The sequence below is a fragment of the Citrobacter sp. B72 genome (assembly GCF_016894305.1).
Lineage (GTDB): Bacteria > Pseudomonadota > Gammaproteobacteria > Enterobacterales > Enterobacteriaceae > Citrobacter > Citrobacter portucalensis.
In genome coordinates this window covers 894533-912008 of sequence record NZ_CP069801.1, presented here as the reverse complement: position 1 = coordinate 912008, position 17476 = coordinate 894533, and the positions used below count along the sequence as shown (strand labels likewise).

Sequence of the window (17476 nt, the reverse complement as noted above, 5' to 3'; positions counted from 1 at the left end):
TCACCAGCGAACAATCGCAACAGCACATCGCAAAGTGTAAGCAAAAATTAGCATTTTCTATTTTCTGTCTTACTTCGCTCGTTTGCGCTCACATTTGCGACGTTCTGACGGGCAATCTGCTTGAACAGCCAGCCATTTTCCGTAACACTGACGGAATGTAAGCGTTTACCCACAACAGGTACTATCATGGCGACCATAAAGGATGTAGCCCGACTAGCTGGTGTATCAGTCGCCACCGTTTCTCGAGTGATTAATGATTCTCCTAAAGCCAGCGAAGCATCGCGCCTGGCCGTAACGAGTGCAATGGAATCACTCAGCTACCACCCCAACGCCAATGCGCGTGCGCTGGCACAACAATCCACTGAAACCATCGGTCTGGTGGTTGGAGATGTGTCCGATCCATTTTTTGGGGCAATGGTTAAAGCTGTCGAGCAGGTGGCGTATAACACCGGTAATTTTTTACTGATTGGTAACGGCTACCATAACGAACAGAAGGAACGACAGGCGATTGAACAGCTCATTCGCCACCGCTGCGCAGCCCTTGTTGTCCACGCGAAAATTATCCCGGATGCTGAGCTGGCATCACTCATGAAGCAAATCCCCGGCATGGTATTGATTAACCGAATTCTGCCGGGATTCGAACAACGCTGCGTTGCCCTTGATGACCGTTTCGGCGCCTGGCTCGCGACCCGACACCTCATTCAGCAGGGCCATACGCGCATTGGTTATCTGTGCTCCAATCACACGATTTCAGATGCGGAAGATCGTCTGCAAGGCTATTACGACGCGCTGGCAGAGAGCAATATTCCTGTCAGCGATCGACTGGTAACGTTTGGTGAACCGGATGAAAGCGGCGGTGAACAGGCTATGACCGAGTTACTTGGCCGTGGCAAAAACTTCACTGCGGTAGCCTGCTACAACGACTCAATGGCGGCTGGTGCCATGGGCGTATTGAATGATAACGGCATTGATGTGCCGGGAGAAATCTCGCTGATTGGTTTTGATGATGTGCTGGTTTCCCGCTACGTGCGCCCGCGTCTGACCACGGTGCGCTACCCGATCGTGACGATGGCAACCCAGGCTGCCGAACTGGCGCTCGCGCTGGCGGAGAAGCGTCCCGTGCCTGAAATTACCCACGTTTTTAACCCAACTCTGGTGCGTCGCCATTCCGTTTCGACGCTGACAGAGCCGGGGAATTCATCGTCAAACGAATAACCAGGATAGCGTTATGACTACGATGTTGGACGTTTCACGACACGCAGGCGTCTCAAAAGCGACCGTTTCGCGCGTACTGAATGGCACGGGTCAGGTAAAAGAGAGCACGCGCCAGAAAGTGTTTAAGGCCATGCAGGCACTTGATTATCGGCCTAATTTTTTAGCGCGCTCTTTGGCAAACCGCACCAGCAACAGCATTGGTCTGGTAGTTTCCACATTTGATGGATTCTACTTTGGCCGCCTGCTGCAACAGGCTTCACGCCAGACGGAATCTCACGGCAAGCAGTTGATCGTCACCGACGGCCACGACACACCAGAGCGTGAGCAGGAAGCCGTGCAAATGCTGGCGGACAGGCAGTGCGACGCCATTATTCTCTATACCCGCTATATGAGTGAAAAGGCGATTATGTCGTTGATGAACAGCATTACTATGCCCTTGCTGGTCATCAACCGTGATGTCAGCCAGGCCCGCGATCGCGCAATTTTCTTTGAACAGGAAGACGCGGCCTATCAGGCGGTCAATTATCTGATCTCGCAGGGCCATAGCGATATTGCTTGTATCACTGTGCCTGGCCATACGCCTACCGGTAAATCACGCCTGATGGGGTATCGTAAAGCGCTGGAAAAAAACGGTATTCCCTGGGATCCCGATAAGGTCAAATACGGCGACTCCACGATGACGCGAGGCTATGAGGCCTGCCGTGAACTGCTGGAGGAAGGGGTGAAATTTAGCGCCCTGTTCGCCTGTAACGATGACATGGCATTAGGCGCATCAAAAGCGTTACATCAGGCCGGGCTAAGGATCCCAACGGACGTCTCACTATTTGGTTTTGATGATGCGCCGAGCGCCAAATGGCTGGAGCCGGGGCTGTCTACCGTTTATCTACCGATTGATACCATGATAACCACGGCAATCGACCAGGCTATCCGGCTGGCCAACGGCGAGAGCGTCGAGCCAATCCCACCGTTCACCGGCAAACTGGTACTACGTGACTCAGTAACGCTCGGGCCATACTTTAAGTAATCAAATGCCGGATGGCGGCGCAGTTAATCTTGTAGGCCGGATAAGCGTAGCGCCATCCGGCATTTCACAACGCTGTAATCAGATTAATTCCAACGCTAACAGCTCATCAATGGTCTGGCGACGGCGAATCAGTCGCGCCACGCCGTTATCGAACAAAACTTCCGGCAGCAGCGGACGGCTATTGTAGTTTGACGACATTGACGCGCCGTACGCCCCGGTATCATGCAGCACCAGATAATCGCCCGGCACCACCGCAGGCAACAGACGGGTTTCCACATTTCCGCCTTCCTGCTGGGTAAACACGTCACCAGATTCGCACAGCGGCCCGGCTACCACGGTTTCCCGTTGTGGGGTGTGTTCCAGAGAGCGACCATCTCCTGACAGCGCTGAGATATGGTGATAGCTACCGTACATGGCCGGGCGCATTAGATCGTTGAAGCCCGCATCGATCAGCACAAAGTGACGGCTACCCATTTCTTTTACGCTACGTACCTGCGCCACTAACACGCCAGCTTCCGCGACCAGAAAACGACCAGGCTCTATCTCAAGCGCGATCGGGTGACCCAGGTGTTTAGCAATCTGTTCACGCGCAGCGTTCCACAATCCAAAGTAGTGATCGGTATCGATCGCCTCTTCGCCTTCGCGATACGGGATTGATAAACCACCACCTGCGGAGATCGCCTCCAGATCCTGACCAAATTCAACCACCTGGCGCACCATCGCACCGCACACCTGCTCCAGATGCGCATAGTCCACGCCGGAGCCGATATGCATATGAATCCCCACCAGCTTCAGCTTATAGCGCTGAATCACCTCCAGCGCCGCGGGAAGATCGCTATACCAGATCCCGTGCTTGCTGTTTTCGCCGCCGGTATTGGTTTTCTGACTGTGCCCATGCCCAAAGCCAGGGTTTACGCGTAGCCACACGCGATGGCCCGGCGAGACCTGGCCCAGTTGTTCCAGCATATCCACCGACCCGGCATTTACCGGAATGCGCAATTCATGCACCCGCGCGAGCGTCGCTTCATCAATCATATCGGCGGTAAAGACGATTTCATCTTTCCCCGGTACGAAGCCTGCCGCCAGCGCACGTTCAATTTCGCCAAGCGAGACGGAATCAACCTTCACGCCCTGCTCGCGCATCAGGCGCAAAATATGAATATTCGAACATGCCTTTTGGGCGAAACGCACCACGTCAAACTGACTCAATTTGGCAATCTGCCCGCGGATAATCTGAGCATCATAGACCCACACCGGGCAGCCGAATTCGGCAGGCAGGCGCAGCAGGTTGTCGGCGTTCAGGTCAGTGTCAGTACTATTGAGTGGGCGTGGCATAGTGTGCTCCGATATTGGCTTTTTTATGATTACGCCACAGCCCGAAAAGAATAAAAAATATCGTTTTATCGTGAGTCTATGCAAAAATGATATGGATTGATTCATTCGAGGATTGCCCATGCCCGCCGTTAACCTGCGACACATCGAAATTTTTCACGCCATCATGACGGCAGGTAATCTGACAGAAGCTGCGCGCATGCTACATACCTCGCAGCCCACCGTCAGCCGGGAACTGGCCCGATTCGAGAAAGTGCTGGGATTAACGCTGTTTGAACGTACGCGTGGCCGACTGCATCCAACCGTGCAAGGGTTACGTCTGTTTGAAGAGGTGCAACGTTCGTGGTATGGCCTGGACAGAATTGTGAGCGCCGCCGAAAGCCTGCGCGAGTTTCGCCAAGGCGAATTGTCGATTGTTTGCCTGCCGGTATTCTCACAGTCTTTTTTACCGCCGCTGCTGCAGCCATTCCTCGCTCGCTATCCACAGGTCAATATTCAGATAGTGCCGCAGGAGTCACCGCTGCTGGAAGAGTGGCTGTCGGCGCAGCGCCACGATCTGGGGTTAACGGAAACGCTGCATACGCCTGCCGGAACGAAACGCACCGAATTGCTGGCGCTGGATGAAGTGTGCGTGCTGCCGCAGGGCCATCCGCTGACTAAGAAAGCGGTGTTAACGCCGCAGGATTTTCAGGGAGAAAACTACATCAGCCTGTCGCGCACCGACAGCTACCGTCAGCTACTGGATACACTGTTTAATGAGCACCAGGTGAAGCGCCGCATGGTGATTGAAACCCATAGCGCCGCTTCAATTTGTGCAATGGTACGGGCAGGTGTGGGGATCTCGGTGGTGAACCCACTGACCGCGCTGGATTACGCCAGCAGCGGAGTCGTTATCCGCCGCTTCAGTATTTCGGTCCCCTTTACAGTCAGCCTGATTCACCCGCTTCATCGCCCCGCCTCGGCGCTGGTTGATGCTTTTACGGCGCATCTGCAGGCCCATCTACCGAGGCTTATTGACCCACTGGAGGCTATTTTGCATCCGCAGCCGAAAGCATAAACGCCACCGCATCTTGCGCATGGATTGCCGCGGTGTCGAAAACCGGTAGTGGGCTTAGCTCGGTGGGAACCAGCAGACCAATCTCGGTACAGCCAAAGATAACCCCTTGCGCCCCCTGTTTCGCCAGTTGGTCGATGACGCCCAGGTAATAATCGCGGGAAGCCTCGCTGAATTCACCGAGACACAGCTCATCGAAAATAATCTGGTTTATTTTCTGACGATCCTCAGCTTCAGGGATCAGCGTGCTAATGCCGAATTCAGTCTGTAAACGCCCGCGGTAAAAATCCTGCTCCATGGTGTAACGCGTACCCAGTAGCGCCACGTTGCTCATTTGCTGCTTTTGTATCGCCCGCCCCGTCGCGTCGGCAATATGCAGAAACGGCACATCACAGGCGCTTTCAATCGCCTCAGCAACTTTGTGCATGGTGTTGGTACACAGCACAATTCCTTGCGCCCCGGCTTGCTGTAGCCCTGTGGCGGCCTGCGCGAGGATCTCACCGGCTCGCTGCCAGTCACCGCTTGACTGGCAGAATTCAATCTCGTGAAAATCCACGCTGTGCAACAGAATCTGCGCAGAATGCAGACCTCCCAGACGCTGTTTTATGCCTTCATTAATGAGTCGATAATAAGGAATGGTAGATTCCCAGCTCATACCGCCTAACAGACCGATCGTTTTCATCATTTCCCCTGACTCGTTGTTGTCTCTCCAGTGAACCAAAGATGTGATCAACTTTCCACATCTGTTGGCGTGCATTTCTTTTTTTAATTTTCTGATATAGGTTTAATGAAACATTGTTTTAATTATTACAGGAAGGCCGGATGTTTATTTTTCATAAAGAGACCACGCTTGACGATCTGGGCAATGGCGTTACCCGGCGTATTCTTGCTCATGACGGTAACATGATGGCGGTTGAGGTGAACTTCGAGCAAGGCGCAATCGGCCCGATGCACAATCATCCGCACGAACAGCTGACTTACGTGTTGTCCGGTGAGTTTGAATTTACCATCGGCGAAGAGAAACATATCGTTAGGGCGGGCGATACCCTGTATAAACAGCCCAACATTATGCATGGCTGCGTCTGCTTAAAACCGGGAACGCTGTTGGATACCTTTACCCCAATTCGCGAAGATTTTCTGCACGGGTAAGGTGCTAAATAAAAAAGCCGGGTCGCGTTGACGCTTTCCCGGCCTGTAAGAGACTCCACTCGCAGGCCGGATAAGGCTGAATCGCTATCCGGCATGCTTGTCTGACTTACACCCCAATATCTCTTAACTTTTCGCCTGCCATCAGCTTACGTTCGATATGCTCCAGCGTGACGTTTTTGGTTTCTGGAATCAGCCAGAACGTAATACCGATAAACACAACGTTCAGCGCGGTATAAAGCCAGAACGTACCGGCGGCGCCAATGCTGTCGAGCAGCGTCAGGAACGTTGCGCCAATGATCATGTTCGACACCCAGTTGGTGGTGGTGGAGCAGGTAATACCAAAATCACGGCATTTCAGTGGCTGAATTTCCGAACACAGAATCCACACCACCGGCGCGGCGCTCATTGCATAGCCTGCAATACACATCATCGTCATGCCAACTGACAGCCAGGATAATCCACTGGAAGCCGTGCCGTTATCAAACTGCATCAGGCAATATCCGAGCACCAGCGTCCCGATGGCCATTACGCTGAAACCAATTTTCAGCGCCGGTTTACGTCCTGCTTTGTCGACCGTGAAGACGGCAATAAAAGTGGCGAACATAAACGTTAAACCAACTACCAGCGTGGCAATCATCTGCTGCTCTGTGGTGGTAAAACCCGCCATTTTAAAAATGCGCGGCGCGTAATACATGATGATGTTCATCCCGGTGAACTGCTGCATCGCCTGCAGTAACATTCCGAGGAAAACCGCGCGACGCACGTTACGGTTAATTTTAAACAGCGCCCAACCCCCCTGCTTTAGCTTCAGGCTTTCACGGATTTCGTTCAGCTCATCGCGGGCTTTTTCTGACGTATCGCGCAACATACGCAGTACTTCTTCAGCTTCGATGTGGCGACCTTTCTCCGCCAGCCAGCGCGGGCTGTTGGGCAAGAAAACAACCAGAATAATCAGCAATACAGCCGGAAGCGCCAGCACGCCAAGCATAGCGCGCCAGTTACCGCTGTAGCTGAACGCGGTATCGGACAAAAAGGCCAGAACGATGCCCAGCGTCACCATCAGCTGATACATACTGATCATCTTGCCACGCACGTTTTCGCTAGCCATTTCGGAGAGATAGAGCGGTGCGGTGTAAGACGCGATCCCCACCGCAACGCCCAGCACCACGCGGGCAAAAATGAGCATTTCTACGCTGGAGGCAAACGCCGAGCCCAGAGATCCGGCGACGAAAAGGATCGCGCCCGCCATCAGGCTGTATTTGCGCCCCAGGCGGAATGACAACCAACCGTTAAACAGCGCACCAATTGCCGCACCCAGCATCATGCTGCTTACCACCCACTCCTGCAGGCGGCTGGTCAACACAAAGTGATCGGTGATAAAAGGCAACGCGCCAGCAATCACGCCAATATCCAGGCCGAATAACAACCCTGCGACAGCCGCAGAGATAGAAACAAACATATTCATACGTCGCGTATCGCGCACTGGGCGCGGCGCTAAAGCAGCATCATTATTTATTGAGACCATTTTTTCCTGCCAGATACAGAGTAACCATGCCATTGAAAGTAAGGGATCCCTTGCAGGAAGCGTCAGGCGGGAAACGGCAAAAACATGGATTAAATAGCTACACCACATGGTTATGTGATGGATATTCCAATTTTAAAATTTACCGACAATCACTCAATTAAATTTAATTCATTGATATTAAAGAATATTAAAACAATAAATTTATACGTATGAAATTTAATATGGAATAATTTATAACCACAATATGGATTTTAATGATCCGAATATAAAAAAACCCTGCCAGAGGGCAGGGTTTAACGGTTCTGGAAAGCGAATTAACGTGCCAGCCAGCCGCCATCTACTGCAACGGTATAGCCGTTGATATAGTCAGATGCGCTGGACGCCAGGAACACGACAGGCCCCATCAGGTCGCTCGGCAGACCCCAACGACCCGCCGGGATACGATCGAGGATCTCTGCGCTACGTTGCTCATCAGCACGCAGCTGTTGAGTGTTATTCGTCGCCATGTAACCCGGTGCAATCGCGTTGACGTTGATGTTATGTTTTGCCCACTCGTTCGCCATCAGACGGGTAACACCCATTACGCCGCTTTTAGATGCGGTGTAAGACGGCACGCGGATCCCGCCCTGGAAGGAAAGCATAGAGGCGATATTGATAATTTTGCCGCCGTTACCCTGAGCGATAAAGTGCTTCGCCGCAGCCTGAGACATAAAGAACACGCTCTTAATGTTCAGGTTCATCACGTCATCCCAGTCTTTTTCGCTGAAGTTGATCGCATCGTCACGACGGATAAGACCCGCGTTGTTGACCAGAATATCGATATGGCCGAATTCTGCCACTGCGCGCTCCAGCAGTGCCGGAATACCATCGATTTGACGCAGATCGGCGGTCAGGCTTAAAAAACGGCGGCCCAGTGCGGTCACGCGTTCGATGGTTTCTGTCGGTTCAACAATATTGATACCGACGATATCGCAGCCCGCTTCAGCCAGGCCCAGCGCCATACCCTGACCCAAACCTGTGTCACAACCGGTCACAACGGCGACTTTACCTTCAAGAGAGAATGCATTCAAAATCATTGTAAATCCTTAATTTTTTATAATGCCCGCCGCAGCAGGCACGGCTGTCGCCCGCAACTAGCGCAGATCTTTTACTGCAACATGGTCCATATCATCAAAGACCTGGTTTTCGCCGACCATGCCCCAAATGAACGTATAAGCTTTTGTGCCGACACCGGAGTGAATAGACCAGCTTGGAGAAATCACCGCCTGCTCGTTGTGCATCACAATATGACGCGTTTCCTGAGGCTGACCCATCATGTGGAAGACGCAGGTGTCTTCTTCCATATTGAAATAGAAATAGACTTCCATACGACGTTCATGGGTATGACACGGCATGGTGTTCCACAGGTTACCCGGAGCCAGCTCAGTCAGACCCATGCTCAACTGGCAGGTTTCCAGAACATCCGGCACAAAGTATTTGTTGATGGTACGACGGTTACTGGTGAGGTCATCACCCAGCGTCACTGGCGCAACGTCTGCAGGCGTGACTTTCTTAGTTGGGTAAGTCGTGTGTGCCGGCGCGCAGTTGTAGTAAAACTTCGCCGGTTTCGCCGTATCAATACTGGCGAATACCACTTCTTTTGCCCCTTTTCCGACGTACAGCGCGTCGCGATGGCCAATTTCATAGCACTGGCCGTCAACGGTAATCGTGCCCGGGCCACCGATGTTGATCACACCCAGCTCACGACGTTCGAGGAAATAGGTTACGCCCAGCTGTTTGCCGACTTCGCCACCCACAGAGACGGTTTTGGCCACTGGCATAATGCCGCCAACAATGATGCGGTCGATGTGGCTGTAGACCATGGTGTATTCATCTGCGACAAACACTTCTTCGACCAAAAACTCATTACGCAGCCCCTGAGTGTCCAGGGTTTTCGCATGCGCACTATGGATGCTTTGTCTTACGTCCACATTTACCTCCAGTGATAAATTGACCGTGAATGCTTAAACGAATAGCAAAACGCTGTTCCGTTTTATCTTATGCGCTCATGATATCCCTCCCTGAATGTGTTTTCAATTATAACTAAAACGATGTTTCACTTTTTCCGCATCTTATTATCAAAAGTGTAAGTGCGATCACGCTAGCGCATATAAATCGCAAAAATGATTTCAATAAAATCATTTAAAACAATTAGATAGATAAAAATACAAAAGAGTAGATCATTAGTGGCAGGGATAAGATATTGAAAATACAGCCAGGCTCATACGTCATTCACACACCTTTTCTAACAAAGTGCGCTATCAATCACATGAAATGAAACAACGTTTTGATATGTTGGCAGGGTTTAGAGTGTATGTTTCTGTAACTGGCCTTGCCCTCCTGTTGGAGGGCTTTTTTATAGAGGAAGAGATAACACGGCAGAAAACTGTTCGAGAAGAAAAATATATACCCTAAATAATTCGAGTTGCAGGAAGGCGGCGACGCAGCGAATTCCCCGGAGCGTACATAAGTACGTGACTGGGGTGAACGAGTAAAGCCAACGCACATGCAGCTTGAAGTATGACGGGGATTAGTCTCGTTCGATAGCGAGCGCCACCCCCTGACCACCACCAATACACAGTGTTGCCAGGCCCTTGTGCGCCCGACGTTTCACCATTTCATGTACCAGCGAAACCAGAATACGACAGCCAGAAGCGCCAATCGGATGGCCGAGCGCAATGGCCCCGCCGTTCACATTCACCCGCCGTTCATCCCACTCCAGCATTTTCCCAACGGATAATGCCTGCGCGGCGAAGGCTTCATTAGCTTCGATAAGATCAACATCAGCCAGTTGCCAGCCCACGCGCTCAAGGCAGCGGCGCGTTGCATACACTGGCGCAATCCCCATGAGCGCGGGATCGACCCCGACGCTGGCAAAGGCGCGAATACGGGCCAACACAGGTAAGTTAAGTTCCTGCGCCTTGGCCTCGCTCATCATCATCACCGCAGCAGCACCGTCGTTGATGGATGACGCGTTACCCGCCGTTACCGAACCGAGTGTGTCAAAGGTAGGATCCAGACGCGCCAGCCCCTCGGCGCTGGCATCGGTACGCGGTTGTTCGTCGGTGTCCACCACGAACGATTGCCCATTACGCTGTGTTACCACCGGCACGATTTCATCTTTAAAGCGTCCGGCATCAATTGCCATCCGCGCTTTGTGCTGCGAGTGCAGCGCGTAGGCATCCTGCAATTCGCGGCTGATTCCGTATTCTCGCGCCAGGTTTTCCGCGGTAACGCCCATGTGATAATCGTTGAAGGCATCCCACAGACCGTCATGTACCAGGCTGTCGACCAGTTGGCTGTTCCCCAGCTGTGCGCCAGTGCGGCTATCGGTAAGGACATGCGGTGCACGGCTCATATTCTCTTGCCCGCCCGCAATCACAATGTCGGCTTCGCCACACTGGATAGCCTGGGTCGCCAGATGCAGCGCTTTCAGACCCGAGCCACAGACATCGTTAATGGTGATGGCGGAAACGGTATTGGGTAGCCCACCATTGATGGCAGACTGACGCGCAGGGTTCTGCCCGGCACCTGCGGTAAGCACCTGTCCGAGGATCACTTCATCCACAGCGTGAACGTCCACGCCCGTGCGTTCCAGTAACGCCTTGACCACCATGCTGCCTAACTCAACGGCAGAGTGGCGCGCCAGCGTCCCCTGGAAGCAGCCAATCGGTGTCCTTAATGCCCCGACGATCACAACCTCTTTCATCACTACCTCAGCGCAAAATAACACCGCAATAGTAGATGATTGTTAAAAATAGTTATCAAGGTTGTTTAAAAACGGTGATTTTTATCACAAAGGAAATTCGTATCACTTATTGGTCATCTGAACGCCACTCTGCTGTAAATGGTCACGCAGCCAACTTCCTGCCACACCAGGCGGTGATTTCTTATTCCACAACAGATCGATAGAGATAGCCTTTGGCCAGCCAGGCATCTTTAATTGCACCAGTGGTTTTTCTGCCGCAAACTCCTCCACCAGCGCACAAGGGAGCGCGCACCAGCCGAATCCCTGAACAGCCATACTTAGCAATAACAGGTAGTTAGGAGCAGACCAGACGGGACCGCGCGCCACGTTGGTGCCGCTTTCCAGATAGGTATTCAAGCGCAGCTCGCGCCAGGTGTGTAGCTGCTCCCACTGCAGTTTTTCTTGAGCCGCGAGCGGATGCGACGCTGCAACGTATAATCCCATCCAGGTTTGCATCGGCAGACGCGTAACGCCCATGTCGGTCGGGTAATCCTCCCGCGCCTCGATCAACCCCACCTGAGCACGTCCTTTTTGCAGCAGATCGATCACGTCTTCATCTTCACCAATCAGGCATTCAAACTCGGTATGGGGAAACTTGCGATCAAACTGCACCATCAACTCTTCCAGCACATCCGGATGCAGCGTGTCAGACAGCACAAAGGTTAGACGCGCCTCAGTTTCACCCGACAGCGAGATCGCCGCCTCATCGAGACGTTCGCTGGCCGTCAGAATAGCCTGCACATAGCCCAACACCCGCTTACCTTCCTCGGTCAGCGTTGGCTGGCGGGATGAACGGTCAAACAGCGCAAAACCAAGATCGGCTTCCAGATGCGCAATGGCCGTACTGATAGTGGACTGGCTTTTACGCAACCGCCGGCCCGCCGCAGAAAATGAACCGCAGGAAACGGTCTCCACAAATGCCGTTAATGCTTCAGGAGAATAACGCATGAACTATCTACTTTATCGATGGATACTATCTTTTAGATATCACATAAAACGATAAAATTGCCACCATTCCGTTATCCGGGCATCAAAGAAGGTTTTAGGTTATGCAACACGATACTGTCCAACGCCGCTCGTTAGTTGAGCGTATTTTTCATGCCGTCTGCTTTGAAGGCATTGCCACCGCGATCCTCGCACCAACCACCGCATGGTTGATGCAGCGCTCGGTACTGGAAATGGGCGGACTGACCATTCTTCTCGCCACCACTGCGATGATCTGGAATATCATTTATAACGCCCTGTTTGACCGTTTGTGGCCGTCGCACCTGGTAAAACGTACGGCGAAAGTGCGAGCATTTCACGCGTTAGGCTTCGAGAGCGGTTTTATTGTGATCGGGGTGAGCATCGTGGCGTATGTGCTGAACGTCAGCCTGGTTCAGGCATTCACGCTGGAAATAGGTTTCTTCCTGTTCTTCCTGCCGTACACCATGTTCTATAACTGGGCTTATGACACGTTACGCGAGCGCGTTATGAAGCGCCGCCAGCAGCGCGTTACTGCCTGATAATTAAAATAATAGTCGGAATCTTCTCGGTTCCGGCTATTGTCCCATTCACTCGCCCTCTTGTTCACACCTCCCCCAGCCCCTGCCATTTGTGGTAAATTGCGCTTCTTTTTGTTTATTTTATAGTTGATACGTTCAAATAATGTCGAAATTTTGGTCAAAAGAAGAGACTCTCTGGAGCTTCGCACTATATGGGACTGCCGTCGGCGCAGGAACCCTATTCCTACCCATACAGCTGGGTTCTGCAGGCGCGGTGGTATTGTTTATCACCGCACTCGTCGCCTGGCCTTTAACCTACTGGCCGCACAAGGCGCTATGCCAGTTTATCCTGTCCTCAAAAACGTCGGCTGGTGAAGGGATCACTGGCGCGGTTACCCACTACTACGGTAAGAAGATTGGCAGCCTGATCACCACCCTCTATTTTATTGCCTTCTTTGTGGTGGTGCTGATCTACGCCGTAGCGATAACCAATTCACTCACTGAACAGCTGGCAAAACATATCACTATCGATCTGCGGATCCGCATGTTGGTCAGCCTTGGCGTGGTGCTGGTGCTGAACCTGATTTTTCTGATGGGCCGGCAAGCCACTATTCGGGTCATGGGCTTTTTGGTGTTCCCCCTCATCGCGTACTTTTTGTTCCTTTCGCTCTACCTGACCGGAAGCTGGCAGCCAACGCTACTCACCGGCCAGATGTCTTTCGATCAGCACACGCTTCATCAGGTTTGGATATCTATTCCCGTGATGGTTTTCGCTTTTAGCCATACGCCAATTATCTCTACGTTCGCCATCGACAGACGAGAGAAATACGGCGAGCAGGCCATGGGTAAATGCAAAAAAATCATGAAGGTAGCCTACGTTATCATCTGCCTGAGCGTACTGTTTTTCGTCTTCAGCTGCTTGCTTTCGATTCCGACAAACTATATCGAAGACGCGAAAAATGAAGGCGTGACGATTCTTTCCGCGCTGTCGATGATGCCAAACGCACCGGCATGGCTGTCGATTTCCGGGATCATCGTTGCCGTTGTCGCGATGTCAAAATCGTTCCTCGGCACCTACTTTGGCGTGATTGAAGGGGCAACGGAGGTAGTAAAAACGTCGTTGCATCAGGTGGGTGTGAAGAAAAGCCGGGCCTTTAACCGCGCTCTGTCCATCATGCTGGTCTCGGCTATCACGTTTATCATCTGCTGCATTAATCCTAATGCCATTTCAATGATTTACGCGATAAGCGGCCCGCTGATTGCTATGATTCTGTTTATCATGCCGACATTGTCTACCTATCTGATCCCGGCGCTGAAGCCATACCGTTCAGTGGGTAATCTGATCACCCTGATTGTCGGTCTGCTGTGCGTATCTGTGATGTTTTTTGGCTAGAACGTGTTGTTTAGCGGCTCATTCTCCTGAAAGTGGGTGCGATGTCGTTCAGTTAACGACTCAATTTCAGAAAGTTTCAACCTGTGTTGGCGGAAGTAATGAACATGCTATCTCAGAGAAGGGTTCCGTTCACCTCATGTTCATCGTTTCTCTGAAGCACCGATTCCTGTGAACGTGCAAGGGAGGCTCACCGCCGCCTCCCTTGCAACCCAGGCTCCCGGCGGGAAAATCGTCGCTACGCGATTCATTCGTCTTATGCCGTCTGCCTGTCGGGTCGGGGCCGAGCCTGCGTCCATGCAGCCCGTCCCCTCTGTCCGCATCCCTGCGGACAGCCCCGGTCAGACGTCAACTCCTCATCGATTTTCAGCCGGACCCGAGTCATCGCTTCAACGCTCTGATTTCCAGTTAAATCTGTTTTGCTGTTCAGACCAAAAACGCAGATGGTGAGGTGTGGGCTGGTCCGGCTGAAAATTGCCGACGTGTTTCCGTAAGCCCGGGAGAGCCAGCATGGATGCTGGCTCAGGGCGCGCTTTGCAGGGATGCTTCCTCGCGCCCGACCCGGTAGCCTGGAGGAATAAGCGGAGGGGACCGCGGAGCGGCAATTTTCCCGCCGGGAGCCGGGATTGTAAAGGGCGTGGCGAAGAACGCCCTTTACACGTTCACGGGTATCAATGCTTCAGAAAAATAACACTGCTGAGGTGAACGGAACCCTGAGAAAGAATCACATGTTCACCCTACATGCTTAACTGGACGGTATTGAACGTGGATGAGCCGTTAAACTGACTTATTTGATGTACGAATCCAGCACTTTCAGGACCACATCCAAATCCTCTTCGCGCTTAATTTCATCGCCCTGATGCACAATGTGCTCGGTCAGATGACCTTTAATCACTTCACGCATTAATCCGTTTACTGCCCCGCGGATCGCCGCTATTTGCTGCAATACTGCCGCGCATTCATGCGGTTCATCCAGCATGGTTTTCAACGCCGCTACCTGCCCCTGAATCTTGCTGGTTCGGGCTTTCAGCTTTTGTTTGTCGCGGATCGTATGTGACATAACTTTACCTTTTTAACGTCTGGCTGTAGGGACAATACCATCGACATTCTACTGGGGGGTAGTATTTGATACTGGGGGGGAGTAGAATCAGGCGAAATTAAACAACTAAGAATCATTCTCATGGGTGAGTTTTCTACGCTTCTTCAGCAAGGTAACGCCTGGTTTTTCATTCCCAGCGCGATTCTATTGGGGGTGTTACACGGCCTGGAGCCGGGGCATTCCAAGACGATGATGGCGGCCTTTATTATTGCCATTAAGGGGACCATCAAACAGGCGGTGATGCTGGGGCTGGCAGCAACGCTGTCGCATACCGCCGTGGTATGGCTGATTGCGCTCGGCGGGATGTATATCAGCAAAGCGTTTACTGCCCAGGCCGTTGAGCCCTGGCTGCAGTTTGTCTCGGCGATTATTATTCTCGGGACCGCATTCTGGATGTTCTGGCGAACCTGGCAGGGAGAGCAGAACTGGCTGGCCCAGACGCATCACGACCACAATCACGAGCATCACCACCACCATGATCATGATGACCATCACCGCCATCATCATGACCACGATGACGATCATCATCATCATCACGAACACGAGCATAATCACGACCATGCCGCACTGGCAGGACTCACCGAAGGATCGAAAGAGTATCAGGATGCCCACGAACGGGCGCATGCCACCGATATTCAGCGCCGCTTTGCGGGCAAAGAGGTCACCAACGGCCAAATATTACTATTTGGTTTGACCGGCGGGTTAATCCCCTGCCCTGCCGCCATTACGGTGCTGCTGATTTGCATCCAGCTCAAAGCCTTCACGCTGGGCGCGACTATGGTGCTGTGCTTCAGCCTCGGACTGGCGCTGACGCTGGTAACGGTGGGCGTGGGTGCAGCAATCAGCGTGCAGCAGGCGGCCAAACGCTGGAGCGGATTTAACACGATGGCCCGCAAAGCACCCTATTTTTCCAGTGTGCTCATTGCGATGGTCGGCTTATATATGGGGATTCACGGCTATATGGGGATCGTCGGTTAACACCAAGAGAGCGCAGCAGCGCTTGCCGCTGCGCGTAAAACCTGGCTAGCTTGCGACATTCCCCCACACCAGTTGCCCTTTATGGAAGGTCGCGGTGCGTGGAGAAATTCGCGCGACCGCTTCTGCCGAACAAGAGGCATCCACCAGCACAAAACTGGCTTCATCCTGCGCTTTCGGCCACACGCGCTCACCTTTATCGTTAAGCGGCAACACATCGCCGGTGGCGAGGAACAACGCCCGCGACAGGTTGAGTTCGTTGGGGCGAATATAGAGCTGCGCGTACAGATTTGCCTTTTCCAGCATGTCGCCCAGCCCGTACGGCGACCAGTGATCAATTACGCTGTCGGTTCCGGTAATCACTTCCACGCCTTTATCGCGCAACTGCTTGAGCGGCATGTGCAAGGTGCCGATCGGCACCGTCGAGGCAATGGTAATCTGCTGTGCCGCCATGCGGCTCGCCAGCGCATCCACCTGCTGTTCGTTCAGCGTTGCCAGCGCAAACGCGTGGCTGATGGTCAATTTGCCCTTTAATTGCGGCGTTTTCTCCACCGTTTCCACCATGTAATTCACCGCCGCCACGCCCGCCGGGCTGGTTTCATGCAGATGGATATCTACGCCTTTATCGTAATCCAGCGCAATCTGGAACATGGTGTCGAGGGATTTTTCCATCGCCCCATCGACGCTGGTTGGGTCCAGACCGCCGACGTAATGCGCTCCCGCCTGCATCGCTTCACGCATCAGCGGTTCAGATTTTGATAACAGCAGGCCATGCTGCGGAAATGCCACGATTTCACAGGCAAAACCCGGCTGACGACGCGCCAGTACCGCCTGCAGGTTTTCGAGATTTTTCAGCCCGGAAACCGGTTCTATGTTGCAGTGGCTGCGGGCGATCGAGGTGCCTTTTGATTGCAGCAGATCGATCAGCTTTTCTGCGCGCTCCTGCGTATAAGGCTGGAGTTCAGGCAGCAGCTTTTGTTCCAGGCGGATCATATCCTGAATAGTGGTGCCAGCCGGACGGTTCAGCGAACGCCAGGGACCGCCGTAAAAGGTTTTATCCAGATGGATGTGCATGTCGCGCATGGCGGGCAGCATCAGCTTTCCACCCGCATCATAGTGGGGCAGCGTCGCATCCGGATGCTGCTTATTCTCGCGCAGCGCAACGATTTTTCCGTCCTGGATTTCAACGGTTTGCAGCGCGGTACGGGTGTGCACCACCACCGAGTTTTCGTAATCAAAGCCCGCTTCCAGCAGGACGTTATCCAGGTAATAGTGTTTATCGTTAATCGTCATTGTGCTCTTCGACCCGCAGGTGTTCCCGACAGGATTAGCAGCATACGCGACCGGAGCGACCGCGCCAAACAGCGCGGCAGCGGTCACCATTTTTCCGCTCTGGCTTAAAAATTCACGGCGGCTGTTACTTTCCTTCATTCACGTCTCCT

At 52.8% G+C, this 17476-nt stretch carries 16 protein-coding genes; 7 read left to right on the top strand and 9 right to left on the bottom strand.

Going from position 1 to position 17476, the window contains the following annotated elements; genetic code table 11:
• Positions 1-186: 186 nt before the first annotated feature.
• Together galR and JQN59_RS04400 are read left to right on the top strand one after the other, a co-directional pair.
• Entirely contained in the window at positions 187-1215 is a 1029-nt protein-coding gene (galR, locus tag JQN59_RS04405; protein ID WP_048215625.1) for an HTH-type transcriptional regulator GalR, read from the top strand.
• Between the two features lie 13 nt (positions 1216-1228).
• On the top strand, positions 1229-2239 hold the full coding sequence (locus JQN59_RS04400) for a LacI family DNA-binding transcriptional regulator (protein ID WP_149608204.1): 1011 nt from the start codon (positions 1229-1231) through the stop codon (positions 2237-2239).
• A gap of 78 nt (positions 2240-2317) precedes the next feature.
• Here JQN59_RS04400 and lysA read toward each other — a convergent pair whose 3' ends face one another.
• Entirely contained in the window at positions 2318-3574 is a 1257-nt protein-coding gene (lysA, locus tag JQN59_RS04395; RefSeq protein ID WP_071446042.1) for a diaminopimelate decarboxylase, read from the bottom strand.
• A 118-nt stretch (positions 3575-3692) separates the two neighbouring features.
• Between lysA and JQN59_RS04390 the strand changes: the two genes are divergently transcribed.
• On the top strand, positions 3693-4628 hold the full coding sequence (locus JQN59_RS04390; RefSeq protein ID WP_008785717.1) for a LysR family transcriptional regulator: 936 nt from the start codon (positions 3693-3695) through the stop codon (positions 4626-4628).
• Here JQN59_RS04390 and JQN59_RS04385 read toward each other — a convergent pair.
• A complete protein-coding gene (locus JQN59_RS04385; protein ID WP_149608206.1) occupies positions 4600-5307 on the bottom strand; it encodes an aspartate/glutamate racemase in 708 nt (235 codons plus the stop codon). The two genes, JQN59_RS04390 and JQN59_RS04385, sit on opposite strands and share 29 nt — an antisense overlap.
• A 140-nt stretch (positions 5308-5447) precedes the next feature.
• On the opposite strand from JQN59_RS04385, the gene JQN59_RS04380 reads away from it, so the two are divergent.
• A complete protein-coding gene (locus JQN59_RS04380) occupies positions 5448-5774 on the top strand; it encodes a cupin domain-containing protein (protein WP_048225407.1) in 327 nt (108 codons plus the stop codon).
• Between the two features lie 106 nt (positions 5775-5880).
• On the opposite strand, the gene araE is transcribed toward JQN59_RS04380, so the two are convergent.
• The 5 genes from araE to JQN59_RS04355 form a co-directional block, all read right to left on the bottom strand.
• The gene (gene araE, locus JQN59_RS04375; protein ID WP_149608205.1) at positions 5881-7299 is read right to left on the bottom strand and encodes an arabinose-proton symporter AraE; all 1419 of its coding nucleotides are present in this window, start codon (positions 7297-7299) and stop codon (positions 5881-5883) included.
• A 314-nt stretch (positions 7300-7613) separates the two neighbouring features.
• The gene (kduD, locus tag JQN59_RS04370; protein WP_149608203.1) at positions 7614-8375 is read right to left on the bottom strand and encodes a 2-dehydro-3-deoxy-D-gluconate 5-dehydrogenase KduD; all 762 of its coding nucleotides are present in this window, start codon (positions 8373-8375) and stop codon (positions 7614-7616) included.
• Between the two features lie 57 nt (positions 8376-8432).
• A complete protein-coding gene (kduI, locus tag JQN59_RS04365; protein WP_048215619.1) occupies positions 8433-9269 on the bottom strand; it encodes a 5-dehydro-4-deoxy-D-glucuronate isomerase in 837 nt (278 codons plus the stop codon).
• A 599-nt stretch (positions 9270-9868) separates the two neighbouring features.
• Positions 9869-11047: an acetyl-CoA C-acetyltransferase gene (locus JQN59_RS04360; protein ID WP_149608202.1), complete on the bottom strand. Its 1179-nt coding sequence runs from the start codon at positions 11045-11047 to the stop codon at positions 9869-9871.
• A gap of 102 nt (positions 11048-11149) precedes the next feature.
• Positions 11150-12034: a LysR family transcriptional regulator gene (locus tag JQN59_RS04355; protein WP_048225412.1), complete on the bottom strand. Its 885-nt coding sequence runs from the start codon at positions 12032-12034 to the stop codon at positions 11150-11152.
• Positions 12035-12135: 101 nt separating this feature from the next.
• Between JQN59_RS04355 and JQN59_RS04350 the strand changes: the two genes are divergently transcribed.
• Positions 12136-12591: a multidrug/biocide efflux PACE transporter gene (locus tag JQN59_RS04350; RefSeq protein WP_008785723.1), complete on the top strand. Its 456-nt coding sequence runs from the start codon at positions 12136-12138 to the stop codon at positions 12589-12591.
• 142 nt (positions 12592-12733) lie between these two features.
• Positions 12734-13963, top strand: coding sequence for an amino acid permease (locus tag JQN59_RS04345; protein ID WP_008785724.1), 1230 nt, complete (start codon positions 12734-12736; stop codon positions 13961-13963).
• A gap of 784 nt (positions 13964-14747) precedes the next feature.
• On the opposite strand, the gene rcnR is transcribed toward JQN59_RS04345, so the two are convergent.
• A complete protein-coding gene (gene rcnR, locus JQN59_RS04340) occupies positions 14748-15020 on the bottom strand; it encodes a Ni(II)/Co(II)-binding transcriptional repressor RcnR (protein WP_003825567.1) in 273 nt (90 codons plus the stop codon).
• Positions 15021-15140: 120 nt separating this feature from the next.
• Between rcnR and JQN59_RS04335 the strand changes: the two genes are divergently transcribed.
• Positions 15141-16037 (top strand): nickel/cobalt efflux protein RcnA, encoded by an 897-nt coding sequence (locus JQN59_RS04335; protein ID WP_149608201.1) that lies wholly within the window; start codon positions 15141-15143, stop codon positions 16035-16037.
• Positions 16038-16082: 45 nt separating this feature from the next.
• Here JQN59_RS04335 and JQN59_RS04330 read toward each other — a convergent pair whose 3' ends face one another.
• On the bottom strand, positions 16083-17465 hold the full coding sequence (locus tag JQN59_RS04330; protein WP_149608200.1) for an amidohydrolase family protein: 1383 nt from the start codon (positions 17463-17465) through the stop codon (positions 16083-16085).
• Positions 17466-17476: the final 11 nt, after the last annotated feature.

What these genes read in the sequence shown, in the direction of transcription:
- kduD (WP_149608203.1), bottom strand. Translation starts at nt 8,375, where the DNA reads ATGATTTTGAATGCATTCTCTCTTGAAGGTAAAGTCGCCGTTGTGACC.
- JQN59_RS04335 (WP_149608201.1), top strand. Translation starts at nt 15,141, where the DNA reads ATGGGTGAGTTTTCTACGCTTCTTCAGCAAGGTAACGCCTGGTTTTTC.
- JQN59_RS04350 (WP_008785723.1), top strand. Translation starts at nt 12,136, where the DNA reads ATGCAACACGATACTGTCCAACGCCGCTCGTTAGTTGAGCGTATTTTT.
- JQN59_RS04400 (WP_149608204.1), top strand. Translation starts at nt 1,229, where the DNA reads ATGACTACGATGTTGGACGTTTCACGACACGCAGGCGTCTCAAAAGCG.
- lysA (WP_071446042.1), bottom strand. Translation starts at nt 3,574, where the DNA reads ATGCCACGCCCACTCAATAGTACTGACACTGACCTGAACGCCGACAAC.
- galR (WP_048215625.1), top strand. Translation starts at nt 187, where the DNA reads ATGGCGACCATAAAGGATGTAGCCCGACTAGCTGGTGTATCAGTCGCC.
- JQN59_RS04355 (WP_048225412.1), bottom strand. Translation starts at nt 12,034, where the DNA reads ATGCGTTATTCTCCTGAAGCATTAACGGCATTTGTGGAGACCGTTTCC.
- JQN59_RS04390 (WP_008785717.1), top strand. Translation starts at nt 3,693, where the DNA reads ATGCCCGCCGTTAACCTGCGACACATCGAAATTTTTCACGCCATCATG.
- JQN59_RS04360 (WP_149608202.1), bottom strand. Translation starts at nt 11,047, where the DNA reads ATGAAAGAGGTTGTGATCGTCGGGGCATTAAGGACACCGATTGGCTGC.
- araE (WP_149608205.1), bottom strand. Translation starts at nt 7,299, where the DNA reads ATGGTCTCAATAAATAATGATGCTGCTTTAGCGCCGCGCCCAGTGCGC.
- JQN59_RS04380 (WP_048225407.1), top strand. Translation starts at nt 5,448, where the DNA reads ATGTTTATTTTTCATAAAGAGACCACGCTTGACGATCTGGGCAATGGC.
- JQN59_RS04345 (WP_008785724.1), top strand. Translation starts at nt 12,734, where the DNA reads ATGTCGAAATTTTGGTCAAAAGAAGAGACTCTCTGGAGCTTCGCACTA.
- JQN59_RS04330 (WP_149608200.1), bottom strand. Translation starts at nt 17,465, where the DNA reads ATGAAGGAAAGTAACAGCCGCCGTGAATTTTTAAGCCAGAGCGGAAAA.
- rcnR (WP_003825567.1), bottom strand. Translation starts at nt 15,020, where the DNA reads ATGTCACATACGATCCGCGACAAACAAAAGCTGAAAGCCCGAACCAGC.
- JQN59_RS04385 (WP_149608206.1), bottom strand. Translation starts at nt 5,307, where the DNA reads ATGAAAACGATCGGTCTGTTAGGCGGTATGAGCTGGGAATCTACCATT.